Source organism: Paenibacillus sp. SER-28 (assembly GCF_052906305.1).
This window is the reverse complement of the sequence record NZ_JBRECM010000003.1, coordinates 348,785-373,638: the sequence shown is the minus strand read 5'-3', so window position 1 is coordinate 373,638 and position 24,854 is coordinate 348,785. Positions and strand designations below refer to the sequence as shown.

Annotated in this window: 29 protein-coding genes; 27 read left to right on the top strand and 2 right to left on the bottom strand. The window is 46.9% G+C overall.

From position 1 onward, the window contains the following. Positions 1 to 55: 55 nt before the first annotated feature. Together ACUYLD_RS11895 and ACUYLD_RS11890 are read left to right on the top strand one after the other, a co-directional pair. Positions 56 to 859, top strand: coding sequence for a DNA adenine methylase (locus ACUYLD_RS11895; protein ID WP_446675112.1), 804 nt, complete (start codon positions 56 to 58; stop codon positions 857 to 859). A gap of 29 nt (positions 860 to 888) precedes the next feature. Next, positions 889 to 1,125 carry a hypothetical protein gene (locus ACUYLD_RS11890; RefSeq protein WP_446675111.1) on the top strand — a complete coding sequence of 79 codons (237 nt, stop codon included), beginning with the start codon at positions 889 to 891 and terminating at the stop codon, positions 1,123 to 1,125. A 108-nt stretch (positions 1,126 to 1,233) separates the two neighbouring features. On the opposite strand, the gene ACUYLD_RS11885 is transcribed toward ACUYLD_RS11890, so the two are convergent. Beyond that, on the bottom strand, positions 1,234 to 1,524 hold the full coding sequence (locus tag ACUYLD_RS11885; protein ID WP_446675110.1) for a hypothetical protein: 291 nt from the start codon (positions 1,522 to 1,524) through the stop codon (positions 1,234 to 1,236). A 119-nt stretch (positions 1,525 to 1,643) separates the two neighbouring features. Between ACUYLD_RS11885 and ACUYLD_RS11880 the strand changes: the two genes are divergently transcribed. The 4 genes from ACUYLD_RS11880 to ACUYLD_RS11865 all read left to right on the top strand — a co-directional run bounded on the left by ACUYLD_RS11880 (position 1,644) and on the right by ACUYLD_RS11865 (position 3,130). Beyond that, entirely contained in the window at positions 1,644 to 2,120 is a 477-nt protein-coding gene (locus ACUYLD_RS11880; RefSeq protein ID WP_446675109.1) for an ASCH domain-containing protein, read from the top strand. Continuing rightward, a complete protein-coding gene (locus ACUYLD_RS11875; protein WP_446675108.1) occupies positions 2,117 to 2,416 on the top strand; it encodes a hypothetical protein in 300 nt (99 codons plus the stop codon). Before ACUYLD_RS11880 ends, ACUYLD_RS11875 begins: the two co-directional genes overlap by 4 nt. Further along, positions 2,413 to 2,538, top strand: a complete 126-nt coding sequence (locus ACUYLD_RS11870) for a hypothetical protein (RefSeq protein ID WP_446675107.1) — start codon at positions 2,413 to 2,415, stop codon at positions 2,536 to 2,538. The genes ACUYLD_RS11875 and ACUYLD_RS11870 overlap by 4 nt, the downstream gene beginning before the upstream one ends. A gap of 100 nt (positions 2,539 to 2,638) precedes the next feature. Beyond that, positions 2,639 to 3,130 (top strand): hypothetical protein, encoded by a 492-nt coding sequence (locus tag ACUYLD_RS11865; RefSeq protein ID WP_446675106.1) that lies wholly within the window; start codon positions 2,639 to 2,641, stop codon positions 3,128 to 3,130. Between the two features lie 82 nt (positions 3,131 to 3,212). Here the strand turns inward: ACUYLD_RS11865 and ACUYLD_RS11860 are convergent, their stop codons facing one another. Next, a complete protein-coding gene (locus tag ACUYLD_RS11860) occupies positions 3,213 to 4,199 on the bottom strand; it encodes a DUF4238 domain-containing protein (RefSeq protein WP_446675105.1) in 987 nt (328 codons plus the stop codon). Between the two features lie 388 nt (positions 4,200 to 4,587). Here ACUYLD_RS11860 and ACUYLD_RS11855 point away from each other — a divergent pair, with 388 nt between their 5' ends. From ACUYLD_RS11855 to ACUYLD_RS11755, 21 genes are all read left to right on the top strand, one after another. Further along, positions 4,588 to 5,334, top strand: a complete 747-nt coding sequence (locus ACUYLD_RS11855) for a hypothetical protein (RefSeq protein ID WP_068941120.1) — start codon at positions 4,588 to 4,590, stop codon at positions 5,332 to 5,334. A gap of 494 nt (positions 5,335 to 5,828) precedes the next feature. Beyond that, on the top strand, positions 5,829 to 6,155 hold the full coding sequence (locus ACUYLD_RS11850; protein WP_441227699.1) for a YjcQ family protein: 327 nt from the start codon (positions 5,829 to 5,831) through the stop codon (positions 6,153 to 6,155). A 793-nt stretch (positions 6,156 to 6,948) separates the two neighbouring features. Next, on the top strand, positions 6,949 to 8,250 hold the full coding sequence (locus tag ACUYLD_RS11845) for a site-specific DNA-methyltransferase (protein ID WP_446675104.1): 1,302 nt from the start codon (positions 6,949 to 6,951) through the stop codon (positions 8,248 to 8,250). Positions 8,251 to 8,387: 137 nt separating this feature from the next. Next, positions 8,388 to 8,603 carry a hypothetical protein gene (locus tag ACUYLD_RS11840; protein ID WP_446675103.1) on the top strand — a complete coding sequence of 72 codons (216 nt, stop codon included), beginning with the start codon at positions 8,388 to 8,390 and terminating at the stop codon, positions 8,601 to 8,603. Positions 8,604 to 8,692: 89 nt separating this feature from the next. Next, complete coding sequence (locus ACUYLD_RS11835; protein WP_446675102.1) at positions 8,693 to 9,163, top strand: hypothetical protein; 471 nt, start codon at positions 8,693 to 8,695, stop codon at positions 9,161 to 9,163. A 68-nt stretch (positions 9,164 to 9,231) separates the two neighbouring features. Beyond that, positions 9,232 to 10,089 (top strand): phage terminase small subunit-related protein, encoded by an 858-nt coding sequence (locus ACUYLD_RS11830; RefSeq protein ID WP_446675101.1) that lies wholly within the window; start codon positions 9,232 to 9,234, stop codon positions 10,087 to 10,089. A gap of 188 nt (positions 10,090 to 10,277) precedes the next feature. Next, complete coding sequence (locus ACUYLD_RS11825) at positions 10,278 to 11,768, top strand: DNA packaging protein (RefSeq protein WP_446675100.1); 1,491 nt, start codon at positions 10,278 to 10,280, stop codon at positions 11,766 to 11,768. Continuing rightward, entirely contained in the window at positions 11,769 to 13,262 is a 1,494-nt protein-coding gene (locus ACUYLD_RS11820) for a phage portal protein (protein WP_446675099.1), read from the top strand. Further along, positions 13,255 to 14,085, top strand: coding sequence for a phage minor head protein (locus ACUYLD_RS11815; protein WP_446675098.1), 831 nt, complete (start codon positions 13,255 to 13,257; stop codon positions 14,083 to 14,085). The genes ACUYLD_RS11820 and ACUYLD_RS11815 overlap by 8 nt, the downstream gene beginning before the upstream one ends. Positions 14,086 to 14,436: 351 nt before the next feature. Next, on the top strand, positions 14,437 to 15,675 hold the full coding sequence (locus ACUYLD_RS11810; RefSeq protein ID WP_446675097.1) for an XkdF-like putative serine protease domain-containing protein: 1,239 nt from the start codon (positions 14,437 to 14,439) through the stop codon (positions 15,673 to 15,675). A gap of 18 nt (positions 15,676 to 15,693) precedes the next feature. Further along, positions 15,694 to 16,626, top strand: coding sequence for a major capsid protein (locus tag ACUYLD_RS11805; protein WP_446675096.1), 933 nt, complete (start codon positions 15,694 to 15,696; stop codon positions 16,624 to 16,626). Positions 16,627 to 16,664: 38 nt separating this feature from the next. Further along, a complete protein-coding gene (locus ACUYLD_RS11800; protein WP_446675189.1) occupies positions 16,665 to 16,988 on the top strand; it encodes a Rho termination factor N-terminal domain-containing protein in 324 nt (107 codons plus the stop codon). After that, positions 16,957 to 17,343 carry a DUF3199 family protein gene (locus ACUYLD_RS11795; RefSeq protein ID WP_446675095.1) on the top strand — a complete coding sequence of 129 codons (387 nt, stop codon included), beginning with the start codon at positions 16,957 to 16,959 and terminating at the stop codon, positions 17,341 to 17,343. The genes ACUYLD_RS11800 and ACUYLD_RS11795 overlap by 32 nt, the downstream gene beginning before the upstream one ends. Further along, positions 17,340 to 17,666: a hypothetical protein gene (locus ACUYLD_RS11790; RefSeq protein WP_446675094.1), complete on the top strand. Its 327-nt coding sequence runs from the start codon at positions 17,340 to 17,342 to the stop codon at positions 17,664 to 17,666. Before ACUYLD_RS11795 ends, ACUYLD_RS11790 begins: the two co-directional genes overlap by 4 nt. Then, the gene (locus ACUYLD_RS11785) at positions 17,653 to 18,147 is read left to right on the top strand and encodes an HK97 gp10 family phage protein (RefSeq protein ID WP_446675093.1); all 495 of its coding nucleotides are present in this window, start codon (positions 17,653 to 17,655) and stop codon (positions 18,145 to 18,147) included. Before ACUYLD_RS11790 ends, ACUYLD_RS11785 begins: the two co-directional genes overlap by 14 nt. After that, complete coding sequence (locus ACUYLD_RS11780) at positions 18,147 to 18,641, top strand: hypothetical protein (RefSeq protein WP_418027022.1); 495 nt, start codon at positions 18,147 to 18,149, stop codon at positions 18,639 to 18,641. Before ACUYLD_RS11785 ends, ACUYLD_RS11780 begins: the two co-directional genes overlap by 1 nt. Next, entirely contained in the window at positions 18,638 to 18,889 is a 252-nt protein-coding gene (locus ACUYLD_RS11775) for a hypothetical protein (RefSeq protein ID WP_446675092.1), read from the top strand. The genes ACUYLD_RS11780 and ACUYLD_RS11775 overlap by 4 nt, the downstream gene beginning before the upstream one ends. Continuing rightward, positions 18,870 to 20,222 (top strand): phage tail sheath subtilisin-like domain-containing protein, encoded by a 1,353-nt coding sequence (locus ACUYLD_RS11770; protein ID WP_446675091.1) that lies wholly within the window; start codon positions 18,870 to 18,872, stop codon positions 20,220 to 20,222. The genes ACUYLD_RS11775 and ACUYLD_RS11770 overlap by 20 nt, the downstream gene beginning before the upstream one ends. A gap of 3 nt (positions 20,223 to 20,225) precedes the next feature. Then, entirely contained in the window at positions 20,226 to 20,672 is a 447-nt protein-coding gene (locus tag ACUYLD_RS11765; protein WP_064796729.1) for a phage tail tube protein, read from the top strand. A gap of 64 nt (positions 20,673 to 20,736) precedes the next feature. Further along, the gene (locus tag ACUYLD_RS11760) at positions 20,737 to 21,171 is read left to right on the top strand and encodes a hypothetical protein (RefSeq protein ID WP_446675090.1); all 435 of its coding nucleotides are present in this window, start codon (positions 20,737 to 20,739) and stop codon (positions 21,169 to 21,171) included. Between the two features lie 158 nt (positions 21,172 to 21,329). After that, the gene (locus ACUYLD_RS11755) at positions 21,330 to 24,854 is read left to right on the top strand and encodes a tail tape measure protein (protein WP_446675089.1); all 3,525 of its coding nucleotides are present in this window, start codon (positions 21,330 to 21,332) and stop codon (positions 24,852 to 24,854) included.

Sequence of the window (24,854 nt, the reverse complement as noted above, 5' to 3'; positions counted from 1 at the left end):
TCCGACAAGAAGTGACAAACAAGAAATCTTTGGAATATTGATAGGAGGTAGATTTGTGAAGATTCCAAGAATCTTACATTACCCTGGCAGCAAATGGAGCATGGCTGATTGGATTATCAGTAATATGCCACCGCACACAACGTACCTGGAGCCGTTTTTCGGAAGCGGAGCTGTGCTTTTCAATAAAGGAAGGTCTTCACTTGAAACGGTGAATGACCTGGATGGGGAAGTGTCCAATCTTTTTCAGATTATTCGGGACCAGCCGAAAGAACTGGCCAGACTTATTCATTGGACTCCATACGCTAGAGATGAGTATTACAAAGGTTATGAAAACGAAGGTAGTAACGTTGAACGTGCAAGACGCTTTTTAGTTCGCTGTTGGATGGCACGAGGAGGAAAGACCAGTGACCGGACCGGATGGCGCCACATCATAGATTTGAACGCGCCGCATCCTGCTCGGGATTGGCAACTGTTACCGGACAAGATCATGCAGGTTACTGACAGGCTGAGGAATGTTCAAATCGAGTGTCAGCCTGCCGTTAAGCTGCTGGAGCGTTACAAACGTCCCGAAGTCCTTGTTTATGCTGATCCGCCTTATCTCCTTTCTACTCGTAGCAAGCGAATGTACAAAGTTGAAATGAACGATGAGGATCATATCGTGCTGCTGAACGCATTGATCAAGCATCCCGGGCCTGTTCTATTGAGCGGGTACGAGCATCCCCTATATGAAAAATCATTGGGCGGATGGCGGAAAGAGACAAAGGTAGTCAAGGCAGAAGCCGGACGGATCCGGACTGAAGTCCTTTGGATCAACCCGATTGCAGCGGGATGGGTTGGGCAAATGAGTTTGAATATATAGGGACTTCGGCCCCTTTGGAGGTGTGAACCTTGGCGAACGTTAACGCTGCGGTAGCGCGGCTAATGGATATGCGTGTGGAGCTGGACGAATCCCTTCGGCTGCTTGGATATGACCCGGAAGTTGCGGACCGCCAGCAGGCCGGGATGGCGGAGCGTATGTTCCTTCATTTACAAGACATTCAAGCAGTTCTCTATCAGGAGCCGCCTGATGTGGACTATGCACAGCGGTTAGTTTCGGAGGCTATAAAATTCTGTAAGACAGGCTGATTAAACATTTAAAGGAGCGTGTATTGTTGTGGAAAAAATAATGGAAATAAACGTGTGCTGATGGAAAAAACTCCTCTCCCAACAGGGGTATTGGGAGAGGGGAATGTATTAAGAAGTAAGGGAACTAATAATTACAATTTTCTCTGCATTTACATCTCGTGCTACTTGTATCCTAGGATTACCGCTGTCAAATCCCACATAGGCAAATGTAACATATTCTTCACCGTTCAAAAGAGTAACTGTACTATGAATGAAGATTCTTTCATTCCAAAGCAGACCATCCACATTAGCTGTAACAATTTGGCCAATGTTAGGTAAAAACCTACCGCCAGCTTGACGAAATTCTTTTTTGCTCCAATTTTCTTTTGCCCATTTGGTTAATAGTTGATCTTTGTTCATTTATAGCCCTCCTAATGGATGAGTAAATTCATTAATCAAGTTATTCAATAATTGTTACTTTGCTACTTAATTTAAGATTCAAATTTAATGTTCATGCACTACGAAAGGAACGATAAGAAATGAAGCATATTAAAAATATGAAAGCCATAACCATCATGCAGCCTTGGGCAACGTTGATCGCCTTAGGGGAAAAGAAATTCGAGACACGTGGATGGGCAACCAAATATCGTGGACCACTGGCTATTCATGCCGGGCAGAAGATTGACCGTGAGGCGTGCTTGTCTCGTACCATTAATGATGTGCTGCTCAAACACGGAATTATTTCGCTGACTGACCTGCCTACGGGTGCGATTGTGGCTTCGTCCCATTTGTCTGAGTGCTACAAAGTAGAATATATGCACAACAGCGGTATTATCGGCCTTAAAGCTGAAAATGGGAAATTTAGATTGTGGGCTGGTGCTCGTAAAAATGAGTATTATTTTGGGGATTATAGCGATGGTAGATACGCTTGGGAGTTGGCGAACGTGCAGGCCCTTGCAGAGCCAATCCCAGCAAAAGGGATGCAGCGCCTATGGAATTGGGAGGCAACGGCATGATTAAACATCAATATCGTACCGGAGGTTCTATAAAAGAAGCGAAGCAGCCTAGCTCTAAAAATGAAATAAAGAGAGGGCCTGATACATTAATCGAGGGGTTCTACCAACCGTTGCCGGACGAGGTGCGTCAGACAATCATTGATCTGGACAATCAAGGTGTTTCCCGGTCGCAGATTGCCCGACAGGTAGGCATTCCGAAAACTCGCGTGATTCACGAGCTCATGAAATTGGATATGAAGGACACGATAACAAGCAAGTACGCACCAAAGAGCTACGAAAGGAGCAGCACACTATGAGGAAGGACTATCGTCAATTATTAAAGGATTACGGATACCCTGCCGATCTTGTGGCAGGGTGGAGCATGGAGGATTGTGAAGCAGAATGGCAAGAGTTCTGTTCGGACATCATCCCGGAGTAATACAAACAACCCCCGCATTCCTTGGCCGGGCTCGCGGGGGTCACTAATAGTAAATCATTCCTCTTGACATTATATCATATGACAAAGGGGAATGAGGGGAATGGCAATGGTGTGGGAGCAAGGGGAGCTCTTCGCAAAAGCAACTAAACAGGAGATCCAGCGAACAAAGTTCCTGCTCGAAAAATATACAGATATGGTTGCACTTATGAAAGACTTTGAGCAGTTTGAGCAGGACCTTCAGCAAGTAGGTATTGATGGCGAAGCAGCTCGCCGCATCGATCAGACTGATTTGCATGCAGACAAGACAGTCAACGCCACGATTCTGATCGAAAAGCAGCGTTGGGTCTACAGCAGGTATGATTTTTATACGAGGCAGCTTCGTCGGGCGCACGGTCTTATTAAGGATGATGACGCTCGCAAAGCGATAGAATACCGATATATTCAGGGCTATACCTATAAAGAGACACTGCTTTTCTTCCGTCGCAGTCTCAGTGATAGCACTATCCGACGTAAACTTGGTGAGGGTACTGAGAGTATGGCAAACACCTTAAAACTCATGGGTTATTTTGAACAGGATGATACGGAATTTTGATTAAATAGTAAATTTTCATACAAAAAAAAAAGAAGCAGTAGCTGTTCAATCCGCTGCTTCTTTTTTTCTTATACCAGAATAATTAATCTTTATAATCAGATGAACTATCAGCATGATTTCTCTTTTGAAAAATTAACTTTTTAAAATCAGTTACATTTCCAACCGTGTTGTCTTGTTTATACCAAAGAAAATCATTCTGTTTAGAAAAAACAAATCGGTCAGAGTGCAAACCAGTGTAACTATTTAAAATAGCTAAATTTTCTTTCGATGAGACGTTGTAAAAAGGCGGCATTTCTTCAAAGCGACCTAATAGGGTAATCCGACTACTTAAAGGAACGCTAACTTCTGTGTTTAAAAGGCCGTGACCGGGTGAAGACCAGATTCCTCGATCTTTTTGTATAGTCCAATGGAGGCTAACTGGATTATCTGAACAGATGAAATCACCGACCTCTGGCGAGGAATAGGCTACAGTCCAATTTCTTGCACCAAGAGGATGAAGGATAGCATCTACTGCATTAAGTAAAAGTTTGACACGTGTATTGTTGTCAAAAGAAATATTATATTTATTTCCGGAAACAAATTCTTTTAGTTCTTCATACGATACGTTTTCATTGACTTCTTCCCCCGCATTTTTCATGCTTTGTTTGATGCTCTCATAATGCTCGGGTGATGCGACAATCATTTGTGCATAAAGATGAGATATCTCTTCTAGCGGCATGATGGAGTGATTCATCCTCGCTGGCGTTCTTTGGGATAACAATGCTATGTAATTGATTAACCAGTTATAATCCTCATCGTTTTCAGGAATTCTGTGGTTCTTACAGATTTTTTTAATGATAGGTGCGGCAGCATCCTCGATTACCTTAAATATGTCTTCCATTACGTCGGGCTGTGTATTAGGTAAATTCACGTTGTAAAGTTTTTTTTCATATCCAACACTTTCTGGGACAGCCTCACGCTGTTTTCCCGTGGTCTGGTCAAAGACCCATAATGGACTTTCCCTGGTTCCATCCTGGGTGAATAAAGAAAGATGAAATACTGGAACGAAGTGGTGCCTTACCTTTGTCATAAGAAGCGTCCTTCCGTGGATGAATTAAGTTAAAGTAAATTATTGAATCACTTCTATTCTCACATTGTTTTATCCTGCTAGATATATTGAATAAAAAGTAACTGTAAGTTGCCTGTAATATGAGCGCCACATGAAGGTTTTCTCATGATATATTGATAGCGTGGAAATGAAGGGAACAGACGATGGGCTGGCGAATGTTCCGGTCCTTTTTTGTTGCTCTCTTCCTAATCACATGGCACGCGCAGGCGGCAAGGCACCAGTTAACCAGCGGAAACATGAACAGTCTGGTCAGAACCCTTGCGCGGTTCAATTCCGCAGCGTGTCTATTAAAGTAGCTAATCAACTTCCCTTTTCTGTCGATATAAACAGAAAAGGGAGGGATTAGCAAATGAATAACAGAAAACCGATGTTATTTATTAAATTTGGGCAGAAAGAGCACTTGGAATCGTTGCAAAAAGGAAACTTATATTTAAATAATTTAGACTACTTTATACAAATGGAAAAAAAGAATAACAAAAAGGGAATGGGTGATAAGTCAGAAGCATCTTTGATGTTGACAAATGTATCACTTAAATTTTTTCACCATGATACACATGAGCTTGCTTTTACATTTGATTCTGCCAAAACAAGTTTACGGATGGATGAGGTTCTTACAAAACCCGTTTTCTGTATTATGTGGGTCGCTGCTGAGGATTTCGAAGTAATTAAGGAAGATGAGAATGAAGTAGAAGCTGTGTTATCCTTTGATGCTGAGCAACAGAAGGAAATGCTTTCTGAGTTTGGAGATCATGCTCTAGTAATAGAAGCTGCTAGATTTATAGAGGCTTTGGAAAGAACTTTGGATCAAATGGAGTTATGTTGTGCAACAGGCAAAATTGATTATATAAATTATTCAACTAACAAGAATGCACATCTACCGGAATTAATGAATAATGATCTGTCTGTTTATTTTAAGAAAGATCATTCACTTTCTTATCAAAAAGAGTTTCGTGCTGTTATTCTAAATAAAGATATTGAGGAACCCATAACAATTAATATTGGGGATATGACTTCCTTTTCAGGAATTCTTCCTTCTCCTCATCTACTAAGTGGAGGATTCGGCGTTAAAATTAACCTGAAGCATGAAAGTTCATAAACTGTGAAAAAAGTAGAGTTTCGTAGATAATCAGTTAGTTGATAACTGTAACGAGTGAGTTTATTGATTGACCATTTTCTGAGCGATCAGTAAAATGGTCTTGTTCTTCCTCTCTAGTTACTAAGTACAGATGCTTTTATGCAACAGCGTAGCGTTTTGCATCCCGCTTGCGGGAATAGGCTCTAGCGCTGTTTATTTTTTCGGGTTTTAAATAAGCGCCTCAGTTCATTTGGTGCTGTAAATACATAGGCAGATACAAGTCACTCATTTGGGTGGCTTTTTTTTATTGCCTTGAAAGGATTTTTGGTTTGAAGAAGAAGCTGAAGAAAGGAATTTTGCTATGCATGAAAGGCCCACCAAAACAGCCGAAGAAATGCAAAGGTTGTGTATGGGGAAATTGGACCGGTACAAAGCAGTTTTGCAGCAGGCCGGTATGCCAGAAGGAAAAACCTTCCTAATCGTCGAAATATGATGTCGAAGGGAGTTGAGATCGTTTGTCAAAAAAAGCAACGGATATAATTTTTACTATTCTCAATCGACTTGAAGAAGCGATGGATGAAGGGAGCTTTGATCTGCGGGAGTTATCTAGCGATGTATTGGGTATCAGCGAAGCAAAGAGAATTGCAATTCTAGAAATTATGCTCGACGAGGACCTTATGACAGGAATTTCGATAAAAAGAGGCCCGCAAGGAGACATAATCATCAATGGAAATTCTCCACGCATAACTATGGCGGGTCTTAAATATCTTTCTGATAATTCAGCCACTTCTAAAGTGATTAATGCAGCGAAATTTTTAAAAGATGTGATACCGGGGTTGTAGTATGGACAAACAATTTACCTTTCACCACAACAATTCCGCCACGCTGTTGAGACTCCGCCAAATATCAAAGGATACGTTCGCATGCCATAAGTGTGGTTCTGAGGTTATTCAGAACATTCCGAACCCAGATGGCTGGAGTTGTACATCATCATGTACAACAGGTTATTATTTAGGACCGCTGTTTGAAAAGTAGGCACCTTCGGGTGCTTTTTTCATGCCAAAAACGGCCTTCTGTGAGGCTATTTAAGAGGTTGAGATTCAGAGTGTCCGTTTACAGGCAGGAGTGTCCAGAAAGGCAGAGCGGGCCGATTCCGTTGGCCTGAGACGGTATTTGCAAGACACCAAAAGTTAGAAACCAACTCAACTCAAATAGATGGCAACATATAAAAAAAATAAAACCCGGGGACTAGGCATGTCTCCCGGGTTTTATCTCACACTTATTTACCGAAGCAGTCTTGCAGCTTTGGGCTTGGATCTATGGCGCATTGGTGTTAACGTGACGGCTACATCGTTTCACGCAAGTTACTTGCTACCAAGTGCAAGTTGTCCAAAGCATTAGTGCCTTTCTAATTTCTTATGACTGGTCATGACTTAAGCAGATGTGATCCTGCTGGAAGCTTTACCCCCTTATAGCTCATGACAACTAGAGATTACTCTAGACTCCGGAACAAGGGGAGCTCAAAAATGTGGACATGAAGACCACACTCCTTTCCCCCCTCTTTCGAGGTTATATGTATTTACGACATTGATAGTCAAAAGTTTCTGAGGCAGGAAAAAATAGGGGGTATGAATCGTGGAAATCAGAGTCCTACCAATCGAGCAAATTAACGCAGCAACATATAACCCACGGGCTGACCTTCAGCCTGGTGATCCAGAGTATGAAAAGCTGAAAGCCAGCATTGAATCCTTTGGTTATGTGGAGCCCATTGTCTGGAACGAACGCACCGGGAACATGGTTGGAGGCCATCAACGCCATAAGATCATGGTTAATGAGCTGGGTCATACGGAGCTGACTGTAAGTGTTGTCGACCTGGACGACCAGCAGGAAAAGCTTCTCAACCTAGCGCTTAATAAGGTCGGCGGGAGTTGGGATGATGAAGCCCTTTATCGATTGCTTGATGATCTGCAGGTGAGTGGGGCTAATCTGGCCCTGTCCGGCTTCGATTTGGAAGAGTTCGAGGATCTGGCCGCAGAGTTTGCTGTGCCACATGATGAAGATTTGGACCTTCCGGTTACCGATGATGACTTTGACGTCCAGCGTGCTCTAGATGAAATCAAGGAGCCGGAGACCAGGCGCGGGGATGTGTGGCAACTAGGCCGGCACCGCTTGGTGTGTGGAGATGCGACCAAGCCTGATGATGTTGCACTTTTAATGGATGGAGCCAAAGCAGCGCTGGTCGTTACTGATCCACCTTATAATGTGGCCGTTGAGAGTGTCTCAGAGCGTCTGGCCGCTGATGGCCGTAGCAGCATAATGAACGACAACATGCCCGCTGAGGACTTCGCGGGCTTTTTGTTTGCCGTTTTTTCCAACTATGCAGTGGTAATGCAGCCGACTGCAGCTATATATGTATTCCATCCTTCGTCCTATCAGCGGGAGTTCGAGGATGCGATGAACGCAGCCGGCATCGTCGTCCGGACACAATGCATCTGGGTGAAGAATGCTGCCACCTTCGGCTGGGCACAGTACCGTTTCAAACATGAGCCTGTCTTTTATGCTCATATGAAGGGCAAATCTCCTGCTTGGTACGGTGATCGGACACAGACAACAGTATGGAAGGCTGGCCTGCCTGTTGAGGACCCGCTCCCCGAGACAGTATGGGAGGTTTCGAGGGGCGATGTGAACAAGTACGTTCATCCCACTCAGAAGCCTCTTGACTTGTTAGCCATCCCAATCAAAAATAGCAGCCAGCGCGGTGACGAGATCGTTGATTTCTTCGGCGGCAGTGGCTCCACGCTTATGACCTGTGAGCAGATGGACCGGACATGCCGAACATTGGAACTAGATCCGATCTTCTGCGATGTGATCAAAAAACGGTTCATGGAGAGCGCTGGTATTGAGCCAGTCCTGTTGCATGCTGAACCCGAAGCATAGGAAAAAGGAGGACGCGCTAACGTCCCCCCATTCACCCAGGGTATCCCCCGGCTGAGACAGCGGCCCGCCACGCGTGGCATTTTGCGAACATCCGCTGTCTCGCATTCCAGTATATAGGAAAGCCGAGGGATACGACAATGGGAACAGCAGACGAACAATACAACACAGCATTACAACGCGAGATTGAAATCATAGAAGGTATCCTTGAAAGCAAGGCGAAATACCGGAAGATTGTCAAAGCAGGAATCGCCCAGTGGGTCAAAGACCTGCAGGCTGGAAATATAAAAATGCAGACGGTGCAGGATCTGGACCGGTTAATTGAATTGGATATTAAGCTTCAAAAGGAGGAGTAGTTATTTTACATGCATCATTTTTTATGGATGGACAATAATAACTTCGCCGTCAAGTAAACTCAGAATTTAAACGAAAAGGAGAAATTTCAATGTCTAGTTTAACTGAAGAATTAAGAAGATCGGATGACTATCCGAATACGATTGAAGAAACCCTTTATAAACCATTACCGGATAATGTTAACGTAGAAGCTGACCGTTCAACAACAAGTCATCCACCTGGGTTAGCAACAGACAAACTTATTGAAACATACTGGTATAGTGGAGCTGTTACTGGTAATTTTAAGATTATATTTTCCCCTGGTGAGTGGGTATCTTTATTAAGGTTACGAACAGGCTTTGGTATAGTACCAACTGTAGCTACCTTTGAAGTATTTGCAAAAGAAAGGTTAAGTGATGGTCAGTTAATTTCAGTCGGGAAAGTTGTAACCCAAATCACTTCAAACGATCCTTTCCATCCTCAACCTGTTGATATAGATATTGTATGGGGGCAATATGAAATGCTCCTAATTAAATGTAATGGTGTTCCAGTCATAAATGATATTGAGATATTTGGTGGCTAAGATAAGTGTTTAGATTAGGACGAGCTATAAAGGCTCGTCTTTTTTCTTGGGGGTGGTGATTGTGTAGCATGGCAAGAGAACGGAGTCCTGAACGGAACAAGGCAAAACAGATGTGGCTGGAGAGCGATGGAGCGATGAAGCTAAAAGACATCGCCGCCGCTCTTTCTGTTGGAGAGACTCAGGTCCGGAAATGGAAGTCACAGGACAAATGGGTAGACGATCTGAATAGTAACGTTACCAATGAATCCAAAAGTAACGTTACCAAACGAGGAGCGCCCAAAGGGAACAAAAACGCTGTCGGTAATCGTGGCGGTGCTCCCCCAGGTAACCAAAACGCCAAAGGGAATAGCGGTGGGCCGGGTGGACCGTTTCGTAACAAGAAGGCATTAAAACATGGGCTGTACGAAACCATCTTTCTGGACACGCTAGATGAGCAAGAGCAGGCGCTTTTTGATTCTATTGAGGTTAAGCCCCTTGATCAGTTGGAAACTACTTTGAAGACACTGATTCTCCAAGAACGGAAAATTATGCATCGCATCAAGCAACTTGAGTCTGGCCTGACCGATGAAGAAAAGAAGATCAAAGAGGAATTGTACCAACGCAAGGATAAAGTTCCTTACACCAGCCAGAAAACAGGCAAGCAGATTAATTTGTCTGTTCAAACCGAGGGCATGAAGGTCACGGAGATTACCACCGTTGTTGCTTCCAAACTGGACAAGATTCTCAAGCAGGAAGATCATCTCAACAAGGTGCGTGACAAAAAAATTCGTGTTCTCGCTCAAATTGCAGCAATTGAGCATGAACGAGCAAGGCTGAAACTCGCCAGTGATCGTTTGGAACTAGATAGATTCAAGGCGCAGGGATACGGTGGCACGGAAGGGGATGAAGGCGATGACGACGATGAGGAAGATGACGACGAATGGTAATTACTCTTGCTAAGGAGCATCGAAAACGAGCCAAACGGCGACTAAGAGATAGGCCTGAAAAGTTAGACGAGTTAAAGAGGATTCTAGCCGATTTCGAACAGTTCTGCTGGCGTATGCTCAAGATCAAGACGAAGGTCGGCCGTATTATGCCGCTGACGCTCAATGATGCCCAACGGAAATTCGTCCGTGTGGTATTTAGTCAGATCGAAGCCGGAAAGCCTGTTCGGATTATCATTCTTAAAGCGCGGCAGATGGGTTTTTCCACCGTCACGGAAGCGCTGATCTATTATTTCACGTCGTTGCAAGAGGCCAAGAACGCCTTTATTGTTGCTCAGTCTTCTGATGCCTCCAGTAATCTTTATGATATGTTTCAGTTTTATTATGAGAAAGTACCGGCAATCATCAAGCCAATGAGCCGGAAGAACAATGCCAAGAAACTCACCTTCGAGAATCCAACAATTCGGACGGTGGACCACCGTAAGAATCCGGGGTTGAAGTCGAAGATCACCGTGCAGACGGCAGAAAGTCGGGTGCTTGCCCGTTCGGACACCATCCACTACCTGCATGCTTCAGAAGTGGCGTTCTGGCCAGCCAAGAAGAAAAAGAAGCATCTACTGTCCCTGCTGGCAGCTCTGTCCAAGGAACCCGGTAGTTTGGGCGTGATCGAATCTACCGCCAACGGCATGGAAGAGTTCAAAAAAATGTGGGATGCAGCCGTTAAGGGCGAGAGTGATTTTACTCCGCTCTTTTTTGCGTGGTTTGAAATGCCTGATTATCGAAAGCCGGTGCCTCCAGGTTTTGAACTGACGGAAGAGGAACGAGAGCTGAAATCAAAATATGGTCTGGACGACGAACAATTGCAGTGGCGGCGGTATACCATTCGGAACGATTGCGGTGGCGATCCGCGGCAGTTTGACCAGGAGTATCCTTCTGAGCCAGACGATGCTTTCTTACTGTCCGGTGAGGGTATCTTTGACAACAAATTTATCAAGCAATTACGGGATGGAATCAGTATCATCGGCAATCACTACGAGATTGATTTTGTTAAAAACAGGATTATCACGACGCATGCTGGCGAGCTGGTTATGTATCGACAGCCAGAACAAGGTAAACGGTACATTCTAGCGGCTGATACTGCTAAGGGTAAGGAAGATGGCGACTATGATGCTGCTTACGTAATTGAGGAGCGCACAGGGGAAATGTGCGCAGCTCTGCATGGCAAATGGGACACCGACTTGTATGGTAAAAAGCTGAACACGCTTGGTTTGTATTACAATACGGCACTATTGGCCGTGGAGAACAACAACACTGGGGAATCCGTCCTGAATACGTTATTCAATACTTGCCACTATCCGTTGTTGTTCATGCACAAGAAGAGTTTAGGCTGGAATACCAACCAGGCGACCCGACCAGTCATGATAAGTGACTTCAAGGAAGCGATTCGGGACCAGCTCTATGATATCTACTGCCCCGAACTGTACAGCGAGTGCATGACGTTAATAGACAAGAACGGCAGAGCTGAGGCAGACAGCGGGTGCCATGATGACAGAATCCTGGCGTATTCCATTGCGCTGCAGGTGCGACAAGTGGCTGGTAGATGGTTCGAATGGTACGCGAAGAAAAAACAAAAACGGGCTGAATCCCGTGATGATTACAACGAGGGAGTGGGGTGGATATAGATGAGTGAAGGAAATGCACAATGGTTTCAGATCAGCAAAGCAGATGACCGTCATATTCCATCCAGCGCTCAATTGCCGGATTTATTTGACGATCTATACGATGCTCACGGTCTGTTACCCTTCGCACTCGGGAATGATCCTGCTTCCTGCAAGTTGCTAGTGAAGAACAGCAATATCATTCCACAGTGCATTGAGGCGTATAAGCGCAACATTGCGGGTTATGGTATCGCCTTGGAGTATTTGCCGGGCGAGAGCGATGAAACTGCACTGGACGAATGGAACAAGGCTGAGAAGTTCCTTGAAACCTGCAATCTAGAGAATACGCCGGACGAAATCATCAGCCAGTTGATTGAGGATTTGGAAAGTACGGGGATGGCTCATGTGGAGGTAGCTTGGCCTGTGGGTTCGGAGTTCCCGACCATTTTCCGAATGAACCCGAAATATGTCCGCTGTACGAAGGAAAGTACCAAGGCGACTATCAAGCGCAAACGGCGGATCAGCTCTACAAAACAAGTAGAAGAATTTTCGCAGGAGATTTACGCCCGACGCTATGCTATGAAGCGCAATACTTCTGTCGTATGGTTTCGCTTATTTGGTACGGAGGCAGTGGAAGGTAAGGAGGAAAATCAGATCATCCCGCTTCGTATCGGTCATGACGGCCCTTATGGGGAGCCGCGCTGGTTTGGTAATGCGCCTGGCGTGGTCGGCAGCCGTGAAGCCGAGGAACTGAACGTTTCCTACTTCTCCAATGGTCGTATGCTCTCTATGTTGCTGACCGTTACGAATGGCCGCCTGACAAAACAATCTATGGAGCTGCTTAAAAAGGTGAAGGGTTCCGATTCTCAAGGCGGGATTTTGTATCTCGAAGCCATAGGGGAAGAAACGGGCGGTCCCAATGATGAAAAGATTGAAAAAACAGCGATTAAACTTGAGAAGCTTAATGACTTGCTTCAACAGGATGCACTTTTTTTGGAGTATGGTAAAGAAAAGAAAGCCGATATCCTGTCTGCTTTCCGTCTGCCGCCGATCCTAGTCGGCCAAAGCTCAGATTACAACCGGGCGACCGCCGATGCAGCTCTACGCTTTGCAGAAGAACAAGTTTTTGAGCCTTACCGCAAGTGGATCATGGCAGAGATATTCAATAAACGCCTGTTCCCGGCTATGGACATTTTCCGGGTACGTGCTGTTTTACGCGGGCCGAAGATCATTGACCCTGCGGATCGTAAGGCTATGCTGGACTTTATCGCAGACCGGGGCATTATGCTGGTGCGGGATCTGATTCCGATTGCCGAGGACGTGCTGGGAACTACCATCGACGAAACCAAGTTCACCGAGGAATATCTGGACACACCGATTGCACAACTCGCGGCCAGTCAACCGGCGCTACTGAAACCGGAGCCTGACACCGATGCAGACGATTTGCAAGAGCGTGTTGCTACAATTGCCAAACGCTTGTTAAAACAGGCTGACAAGGAGGCAGGCGTTCATGTGTGAGTCCTGTTGGGCACTTATTGCCAAGGCAGACGACGATGAATTTTTAGACAGCTTGGAACTGTCGTATGTTGAACGTAAGGTACTTGAGGAATTGTACAAGCAGGGCGAGGACAAGATCGTTGAGATTTTGGAGCTACAGGGGCAAGCCCTTCATGATGCCATTTCAGAACTAAGCGAGGATGCCCTGGGCGATATCGGGGAGCTGGGTAAGGTACTTATTGCCTTGCATACCACGGATGTATTCGCGGAGCTGTTCGAGCAAGCTGTTCAGGATGCATTTGAACCGCTGTTTCATTTGGCCGGAGAAACAGAGCTGTCCGCGTTGGACAAGGAAAAGGTCTGGAGCACCAGTAACAAGGCTGCTGGCCGTTTCACGAAGAAGCTCAAGAAGCTGGTTCCCGACATGAACAAAGCTTCTACGGATGTGTTGCTGCGCAGCTTCGGCAAAGCCATTGAGGAAGGAGCTATACCTTCAGAGCGGGCTTTGCTTGTACAGGAAGTCAGCGCGCAGGCTGCCAGCGGGGAAGATGGCCCATTTAGTATGCAACGTGCGCAGCGGGTATCACGTACCATGAGCACCGCAGCCGCCAACGGTGGCAAGCTGGAAGGCTGGAAGCAGTCAGAGATCGCTAAGGGCAAGAAATGGCGTTCTGCTGCTAGCACACGTACTCGAAAGAGCCATCGTAAAGCCAATGGTCAGGTGGTCCCGCTAGATGAACCGTTTAAAGTTGGTGACAGCAAACTGATGTATCCCGGTGATCCGTCCGGGGAGGCAAAGGAAATAGTGAACTGCCGTTGTACTATGCAATTGATACTAAATTAAGTTGTCAAATAAAAAACCAAGCCGTTTTGGCTTGGTTCATAAATACGTATTCAGGCCAGCATGAGGCTAGCTCCCAAGCTTGTAGCCCATCCTGAACCGACCTCAAGGGTTGAAACGCATACTTCCTTCATAACATCTTTTGCAGTTAGTTTCATAGACACCATCCCCTTTTCAACTATGTTGATTTTACGCATTTTTCTGTTTGCAACAAAATGCGCAAAGACTGAGAAGGCGAATAAACCTACTACAACTGGAAGAGCAACCCCGCTGAACCCCAGCGCTGCTGGCCTCAATACGTATTTAATTTATTATACTACATTATCCAGTTTGGGAAAGGAGGTGAATTGAAAAATGGGATTCAAGCTGTCGAATGCAAAAATTACGCATATTTCGTTGGTGGATAAGGGCGCAAACGGTATACCGTTTGCAATTATTAAATCTGCCGGGAAAAATGCCATCCAGAAGCAAGTACAGATTGCGAAAGTTGACGATGCCAAAAGGGTTGTAATCGGCGTGGTATACCAGCCGGACGTGGCTGACGCTCATGGGGATCAGATGGATGCGGAGGAAATTGAGAAAGCTGCACATCTCTTCATGGAGAAACAGCATACTTACAACATCGACAAGCAACATGATTTAGACACGGACAAAGGCTATGTAGTCGAATCCTATATTGCTCCTTGTGACATGGAGATCGGTGAACAAACTATTATTAAAGGCTCCTGGGTGGCCGGGGTAAAGGTAACGGATGACGACACTTGGGATGATATTCAGAAAGGCGAGATTACCGGCTTCTCGATGTGGGGTGTCGGTAAGCGGGAAGAGATCGAGGAAGACGGGGAGGTATCTAAAGGACTCTTGAGTAAAATCGTTAAAGCGCTCGGTGCAATGGGATTGATTGAGAAAGGCGCAGTCGCTGACAAATACAATAAGAACCGTAAGAACCGCGAATTTTGGGCTGCTCAGGATGCCTTGAACGCGGTTCTTTTTCGTTGGGATAGTTGGGAGAGCGGCATGGAGAGCGACCCTGAATTAATCCGTGAAGCCCTTCAGGACTTTGTGGACATCGCTCAGGAGGTGCTCGTTCAGGAGGATATTGTAAAGGCAATCGGAAGCCCACCTGAACAGATTGCTAAAGCAGGGAAAAAGATTTCGGACGGCAACATGAAACACATTGACGATGCCATTGCTGCATTGACCGAATTAAAAACAAAAACCGCCCCTGAAGAAGATGAGGGGAACGAGGAGGAAGAAGATTTGAACGCTGAAGATATTGCAAAGGCTGTACAGGCTGCCGTGGCTCCAATCGCCAAGCAGGTAGAAACCCTGTCGACGCAAGTTACTGAATTGAAGAAACAAGAAGGGGCAGAGCCTGAACAGCCAGCGGGAACACAACCACCTGCTGAACCTCAAGCAAACGCGCTGACTGATGCGATTACTAAGGCACTGGCGCCGTTGACCGAGCAAGTTCAAGCGTTGGCTACTGATGTACAAGTTGTAAAGAACAGCCGTGGTGGTTCCGCTCAAGGTGGCTCTGGAGAAGACGAAATTCAAAAATCTGGCGGCGTAAGCTTCGGCGGCCTTCTGTAATCGAAAGGGGAGATAAACATGAGAACAAACGGACAAATTATTAAGTCTACCATCACGACTACGTCGGACCAAACAGCCCTGAACTATGAGCAGGTGGACAAGTTTACCGAAATGGCTTATGAATCTACGGAGTTTCTAAAGGGGATTCGAACGGTTAACAAGATCAGTTCTAAAGGTACACTTGACAAAATCGGTGTGACTGGCCGTAACCTGCGCAGTAAAGTGGAAAATAAGGAGGCTACCAATACGGCTGCACCTACTTTTCCTCAAGTGCCATACGCTGTAGCTCCTGTGGTCTTGCCGTTTGAAATCACGGAGGAATTTATCCGTCAGACTGAACGTGTACGTGGTCAGAATGCCGAGGAAATCATCATGGCTGCCATGACCAAAAATTACGGTGAAAACATGCAAGATATTGGCTTTAATGGCGATATTGCGACACCAAGCACCGACCCGGATTATGCCTTTTTGAGTATTAATGACGGATGGCTCAAGCTGGCGAAGACCAAGGGCAACTTCATTGACTGGACCACGCTTCCTGATGTGAAGAAAAAAGGCGTCTTCTTCGAGATCGAGCGTGCAATCCCTACTCGCTTGCGTACAGGTGGCACGTTCAAATATTTCATGCACCCAAACACATTTAGTGAGCGTATTCAGGCATTGGCTGAGAAAGACACCAGCGCATCTATTCAGTTGCAAATTACTGGCGGTGTGAAGAAGATTAATGCTTACGATGTGGTCGAAGTCGCACATATGCCAGAGGGTGCCGTGTTGTTCACTTATCACGATAACTTTGCGTTGGTTAACACCTATGACATGCAGATTCGTAAAACTACCGAGGGCAGAGAGGCCATCTATGCAGACAAGCGTTTCTACGCTATCCATTCGGATTATGACTCTATCTTTGAGGAACCGGGGGCAGTTGCATACGTCGAAGGGGTGGAATTTTAATGGCCTATATCACATATCGAGGAGAAAACACTTCTTTGATGCTTTATGGTATCCGCTTTGTACCAAAGGTGCCGGTACTGGTTGATAATGAAACTGTCATTAAAAATTTTCGTGAACGCTCGGATTTTGATATCAAGGAAGAAAAGGTTATTCCGCTGGAAGACCTTACGTTGATCCAGCTTAAAGATAAGGCTAAGGCTGCCGGGATTAAGGGATTTAGCAACATGAATACACAGGATCTGATCACTGCGCTACGCGGTGGAGGTAAACCTACCGACAATACGCCACCTGCAGGTGATCCGGCGAAACCTGAAGGGGCTGACGGTAAAAATGCTGACGCCAACAATACTCCAACAGCGTAGCCGCGTAACCCCGATCCAAGAGGCATCGGCAGAGCTGCTACAGCAATACATTGACGACGCACAAGTGCGCATTGAGCTGTACTTGCCCGTTCCCTTCCCTGATCCAGTAGACAAGCAGATTATGCTTGCCTGGGTCAAGTTGGCTGAGGGACTAGCCCTACAAGACAGTGAGGAATATCTTGCATCTGTGGCGCGTAATTACGCGTCCGAGAGTGATGGAGCTTGGACGTACACCCGGCAGGCTGTAGAAGGCAAGACAACGGGTAATCCCGATGTGGACGCTATCTTGTTTTTGTGGGTCAAGAAGCAGCAGACTGGACCGGATGATGGTAACATCACCGCATACGTGCTATGAACCATCGTTTTCACACGCCACTGTCTGTGTATCGGACAGAGAGCAAAAGGGATGATGACGACCTGTTCGATGATCGGAAATCGGGTAAGGTAGCTGACTTGAAATGCTTTGTGGTGAAGACGCAGACGGAAGCTAAGGCAGACGCTAAACCGGTTATGTACATCGTCAAGAAGACTATAGGAGTGCCGAAGAAAGCCGACATCCGGTTAAGCGACGAAGTGGTGCTGTTGGGCCGCCGATACCTGGTCATTGACTCCATTCCGCGCCGTTATTGGCGCGAACTGCTTGTAACATGTGAGGTGAAGGGAAATGACCGTGCATGATTTTGATGGACTGGCCCGACGTTTTAGGCGCATTGCAGATGAGGGGATGGAACGCATTTTACGTAACATCGCAGAGGCAGCCGGGGAAACGCTGCTCAATCTGATTATTGATGAAATCGACCGACAGGATCTGATCGACACCGGGGCCATGTGGCAGTCCTTTTCCCGTGGCGACGATAACAACGTATGGGAATGGGATGTAGACCGCAACGCGATCACGTTGGAGCTTGGCTCCAATCTTCCCTATGCCCAACTTGTGAATGATGGTTACACGATTGAAAAGACTCACTTTGTTCCAGGCTATTGGAACGGCGGAGGCTCATTCGTGTATGATCCGTCTGCCAAAACTGGGTTCATGGCAAAGCCGCGCAGCTTCATAGGTCGCCACTACTTTGATATTGCCGTGGAGCACCTTGAGGGCGGAATGAACCAACTCATTATGCGCCGCCTGGAAGTCGAACTCGAAAGGATGTTGCGCTGATGATAGATGTGGGAGTAAAAGCCTGGGCTGAGATCGTACGGCGGGTGTATCCTGATCTGTCTATCCTGCGAGATCGGTCTAAATGGCTGGCTGGTGACTTTAAATTGCCAGCCGTGTTCATCGAGACGGACATTGTTTCGGACAAGGTTCACACGCCGGGGGCTGACAGGATAATTGAGGATGTGGGGCTGGTATTCCACTATGACAAGGAACGAGTTACTGAAGAGGACGAGGGGGAGCCTATACCGCTTGATCTTGACCCGTTGTTCCTCTACTTGCGGCAGCAACGGTTTAACGTAGCATCCAAGCGTTTTGGGGTTGTGCTGGTCATCGAACCGCCACGAACTAGGAAAAAGGCCGATCAAGTAGAGGTTACCTTTAGGTACTCGTATTTGCTCAGTGTACCGAAGTCACTGGTCAATGACGATGGCAGCCCAATTCAGAAGATTAACAATTTTTATATCAGTCACAACGGGGAGGAATTTGACGCATGACTGAGGATTTAAACAAACGGAATAAGCAGGAATGGATTGAGAGCGCAGCGGTCTTGAAGGCAGAGCCTTACGAGATTGCGGGCGCTCTTTTTGATTGCGCTACTGACGCCTTGCTTTCGCGGGCGGAAGTGGAGCAAAGACTGGATGCGTATTTGCATCCGGTCAAGGAAGATCCTGCTGCTGTGCCTGTTAAACCACAAGTGAAAAAAACAAAGGAGGAAACGCCAAATGACAATTCAGCGGGTTAGACCCAGCGCTTATATTGCGCTGTTGGTAAAGGCGCGGTCTCGTGTTGTTCCCACAACTGGTCGTGTACTAATACCGTATCAGGCCGAATGGGGCGCACCGAATCAAGCTGTTGATATGGCTGATGATTCAGAGCGTCTGAAGGAGTCCGGCAAGCTTGTTGATGTACTGGAGCTTGCTGCCGAAAGCGGGGCGACTGTTATCGGCTACCGGGTTACAAATGGGGAAGAAAAGGCTGCATCTGTCGCTGTTGCTGACAGCTACACTGTTGAAGCACGATATCCAGGGACACGAGGTAATGATTTCGAATACATGGTGCGTCCGGCTCTCATCGATGACACCAAGAAGGAGATCGTAGTACGCGACACCAAGGGCGTATATGATACCGAAACGTATCTTGTAGCTGACAAAGCCGCTGCTGTGGAAGCTCTTAAAAAGTCCGCTATGGTTCGGTTTAAAGATACCGGCGCGACTGCTCTTACAGATACGGCTTACACCAAGCTGGATGGCGGTACAACTGGCACGGCCACATTGGCAGCCACCGACTGGAATCGTGTCTTTAATCGGGTTTATGGTCTGACGTTTGATACTATTTACCTCTCCGCTGTTGATCCGGCTGTACAAGCTGCCGCCAAACAATGGCTGCTAGATCGTCGCGATAAGGGTCATAAGCTGGCGACGTTGGTCGTCGCTGGCCCGGCAGCTACGGACGGCGACATTGAGGCGCACAACGCACGTTCACGGGCCATGAATGCCCGTTATGTAATTAACTGCTCGTTGGCTGGTGAACACACCAACGGCAAGACCTACACATCCGTCGAATGGGCTGCATGGGTGGCTGGGCTGGTAGCTGGTACGCCTGCCAATAAGTCATTTACGGGTGTTGAAGTGCCTATGACATTGGCAAAAGTGGACTGGAGCCATACTGAGGCACTAAAAGGACTGGCAGAGGGAACGCTGATGGCTACACGAGATGGTTACAAATACATTATCGAATCTGCTATTAACACTCTGACCACGATCGGACCAAATGAGCGTGAGGACTTTGGAAAGATTCGCGTATCCGCTACGATTGACCAAGTAATGAACGATATCTACGAAGCGGGTAAGAAGTGGAAGGCCAAGCTGGATAATGACAAAGAAGGACGTGGCATGTTTATTGCTGCTGTGTTGGAATATCTCAAAATTCGTGCTCAGCAGAAGGCCATTGCAGACAAATTTAGTTTCTCGGAAAATCCAGATAAGACAAGCGAAAACGATTATGCCTATTTCAAGCTCGGCGCCAAACCGCTTGATGCTATCGAAATTTTCTATACTGACTGGGAGGTGGAATAATAGATGGAACGCGAACTTATTGGTCGAAATCTCTCGCTTCAAGACGACAACGGCGAGGACATTCATACTGTCAAAGAGGTTGAAGTCAAGCTCACCACAGAAACGCTGGATATCGTCAGAGCACGCCGTATGACGAAAACAAAGCAACTGACGGGTTATGAAATCCCGGTCAAAATCGTCATGTCAAAATTAGAATCACGGCTGCGTTACCGACTGCTGGAGGATTTTAAAGCGGGTAGGACCATGTTTTTGGCACGCATTACAGGCGGTCTTGAAGACCGGATCACTGGCAACACGGAGAAAGTGTTGATTACTGGTGTCCACATCCACGGAGAAATGGACATCCTGATTGCTAAAATTGATGATAACAACGGCATCGATATTACTTTAGAGGGTACAGCGACGGACTTCGATTTTGTCGAAAAGTTCCCGGATTATATGTGGGAGTGAGAGGGCGATTTATTCGCTCTCTTTTTTGTTTTTTTTAAATACAACCAATATGGAGGAAATAACAATGAGCAACCAACAAAACTACAAAAACGATAGATTGCAGAAGTACCTTTCCAAAGCGAAAGAAGACCGTAAAGACGACTTTATCTCAGTACCGGCTGATGGTGAGGATTGGTCTATAAAACGTTTGACTACATTGGAAACTCGTCGGGTTTATGAACTTGCTTACGACGAAGACGGAAAACCAACATCTCCCTTTTACACGGAAGTTGACGTGATGATCGTCAAAGCTACTGAACACGAATTTGATTGGAATAACAAAGACCTGTTAAAAGCATACGGTGCAACGAGTAAATTTGAACTGCCACCGCGCATTTTAGATGATGCGGATGATTATGCTGCACTCAGCAAGGCTGTTCGAAGTTTCAAAGAGACTCAGGATTCTCTTCTCAATGATGCAAAAAACTCATCCGGCGAGACGGAGAAGCAAGCTGGATAGCTCACTTTTGGGTGAACCAGAAAAAGCTGCCTTCTGAGGTCTTGCCGTATGAAGTAGACGAACAGCGCCAGTATTATTTTTGCCTGGCTGCGTCGATGATCGCTGAGGAAGAAATGGCACGTCTAAATAGAAAATAACCATGTCGAAACAGGAAGGGGGTGGGAACAATAGCAACTACGTCAGTTACGGTGCCATTTGAGGCACGGGATATGATAACCGGCGCTGTCCGAAATATGCGGCGTATGCTTCAGGGCGCTCACGATGATCTGATGAATTTTCGCCGGGCATCGGGCAGCATGTTTGATGATTTTGTATCTGGTAGCCGCCGGGCGAGGGAGTCTGCGGACGATCTAGGCAGACGGATTAATGGTGCGTCCGACGAAGTGCGGCGTATGAATCAGATTCAGCTCGATGATATTTTTCGTCGTGCGCGTGCTGGAGCCGATGATCTTCGGCGTTCCGCTGATCGTGCGGATGCAGATATCCGCAGCATTCGTGATGCTAATGTGAAATTACGCGCTGAGGATTCCATAAGTCCAGTCGTTGACCAAGTATCCGACAAGATTTCAGCTTTGGCAGCGTTGGCGGGAGGCATTGTGCTTGGTAGCGGCGTGGGTGACTCTATGTTTGGGGGCGTGTCCGATTACAGCCGTGAGGCGGCGCGAAGTGCGGCTTACATGCCGGAAAACATTCGTCAGCAGAGCCTTAGCACGGTAGATGACTTAGTTAAAAAGGCCATTATTCCAGATCGTATAGAAGGAACCCGACAACTTGCTGATGCAGCTCCTTTAGTTCAAGACAAATCCAAGATGAACGATTTCGTAAGTGCATCTGCTAAAATCCAGTACATTCGCCCGGATGCGGGTCCAGAGGAAGTTCAACGAGCGTTATCTCAAGCGTCGAATAGCTTTAAAGAATCATACAGTCAAGTGGCCGATAGTATGATGTATGCCTATAAGGAGGTAGGCGACAAACAACAGGATTTATTTGATACGTTTTGGGAATACAGTCCGTATTTTGCGAGTTCCGGAACCGACTCAGCGCAGATGTCAAACTACTTTACTAAGACGGTTAAAGAAGGCGCATTTAACTTTGATAAGCCTGCGGACTTTTTCAAAGAGACGTTTGGGGTAAAGGCGTTGAATACCGGTGACATGGCGAATTACTTTATCAGTCGCGGAGCAGGCAAGGATGAGGCACAACGCCAAGCCCAATCATTTACTACTGATATTAATTCAGGGAACAAGCAGCAAGCACAGGGAGCCATTATGGCTCTGGTAGCAGATTTAAGAAGCCAAACACGTGACCAGTTAAAGCAGTCGCTTGTTACTTTGGGCTCTGGCGCAGCAGAAGATAATGCTGATTCTATCTTAAAAACGTTCGGTGTGCCGTATGAAAAAGCACCAAACATGAAGGGCACCACTGATAATTTGCTTCGTAAGCAACAGGCAGCGGACCCAATGACTGAGTTAAACCAAACTCGTGCTGAAATTAGTCTGGAGATGCAAAATGTTGGCATGAACATCACAACCGCTGCGCTCCCAGCATTGAAGGAATTTAATGCTTTGCTGATTGAAAATAAGGATAATATTCAAACTCTCGGTACTGGTATAACAAGTGCAATTACGGGAGCTATCGGTGTCTACAAAGAACATTTCAGGGCTATAAATACCGCTCTGATCGGGCTGGCAGCCGTGCTAGTTTTAAAAGGTGTTGCGTCCTTCGCCAAGGGAGTTAAGCAACTTAATGATGACTTATCAACCGCTGCTAAATGGGTAGGAGAGAAGGGAAAGGCAGGGGCAAATGCGACAGGCAGGGGAGTCAAAGCCGGTTGGAATTGGATTCGACGGAAACCTCCTGAACCTCCAACTCCACCGCCTGAAGAAACTCCAGCCCAACGTGCTGCCCGAATACGGGAGCGAATGGGTGGACGTGGCGTTAGAAGACAATTGGCTGGGAACCGTAACCCTGCCGATGACCGTCTTGGCGGTTTGCGCTCTATTGCTTCGATGACCGTTAACGCGACCAAAGTTTATATCAATGGCTCTGTATCCGGTGGTGGAGACGGTGGAGCTGGCGACGGCGGCGGTGATGGTGGCGACCGCGACAGAGATCGCAGCCGTAGACGAAACCGTCGTGGAGGGCGTAGGGGGGCAGGAGGCGGAAGACGCCGTATACGCATTAATGGCCCTCGTCCTACTCCACCAACACCTAACCCGAACCCAAGCCCAAGGGGATCGCGTGACAATCCTTATCGTATTCGTCGTCCAGCTCCACCAAATCCACCGCCACCACCGAGTCCGCCATCTGGCGGTGGCCGCTTAAGAGGCTTCCTGAAAGGGGCAGGTAAAGCGGCTAAAGTTGGTGGCATTGTTGGTACGGTTGCAAGCGTAGCAGCCGGCGCATATGACCTCTACCAAGCATCCAAGGATAAGGGCTTGCGTGAGGCTGTATCTACTCAGGGCGGTGCTATGGTTGGCGGTGTAGCTGGCGGTGCTATTGGCGGTGCTTTTGGGTCTGTTCTTGGTCCGCTTGGCACAATGGCCGGTGCATACATCGGAAACGTCGTCGGTGAAAAGATTGGGAAATTTGCGGATGAGAGTGGCGCTACTCGTTGGGTAGTAGATAAGGCAGTCGGAGTCTTTGATTCAGTAAAAGACACTTGGGGTGGTGTTAAAGACTGGTTCACAGGCAAGAAGGAAGAGAAGCCTGGCCCCCCTCCTGAAGCCAAAATTACGATCAACAATCTGACTGAGCAGAAGCAGAAGCGTCTTCAACAGATTGGCGACGATGTGCGCAAAAGCATAATCGATAAAGGTCTTAAAGAGGGACTGAAAACCGTTGCCGAGCAACCAGAAGTTAAGCAACGCCTTAATGCGCTTAAAAATGCGTGGGGCGTTGTCTGGAAGATGGGAGACAGTAGCAAGGCCCAGAAGAGCATTAAAGATGTGGGAACGGCTACAAAGAGCAGTTCGGATGAAGTAGCCAAGGGTGCAGCCAAGAGCAAACAAGCTTATCAAGAGGTCGGCAATGCAGCCAAGGCGGCTGCTGAAAAAGCAAAGCAATATCTGCTCTCTCTAAAAAGCGTGTCGGGTCAAGGTAATAGCTGGGGTAGCGATCTTATTTCCCGTTTCGTTGCCGGGATGCGTAGCCAGTTCCCGACACTTTCCTCTGTAGTCAGTAGCGTTGCCGTAGTCTTACAGAAAATGAAGGATGCGAAAGACGGTAATTCTGGCGGAGGCGGTGCTACACCGAAACCCAAGCCACGTCCGTATGCTCAAGGTGGCTTTGTTAATCGTCCGCACGTTGGCCTGGTTGGGGAAGCTGGCCCTGAAATGATAATTCCATTGTCGGCCAACCGTCGCAGTCGTGGCCGGGAGCTATGGGATCGGGCTGGAATTATTATGGGTGTACGTCCATATGCAAACGGCGGTCAAGTCGGACGGCCAAGCCTGATCGGTGCATCCAGTATGATGCCGATGGCACAGATGCTTAATCCATCCGTTTCGGCTGCCCCGAAGTCAATAAGCATTGAGAATATCAATATTGATTTCGGAGAAATGGCAAAGGGCATTAGTAATTTTGCCGAGTTCGCACAGATGCTCACCAGTCCTCAAGGTCGTGCGTTGATCCGTAAAGTGTTTGGTGAAGAAATGATGAAAGTATTGGAGAGTGGAGGGTAA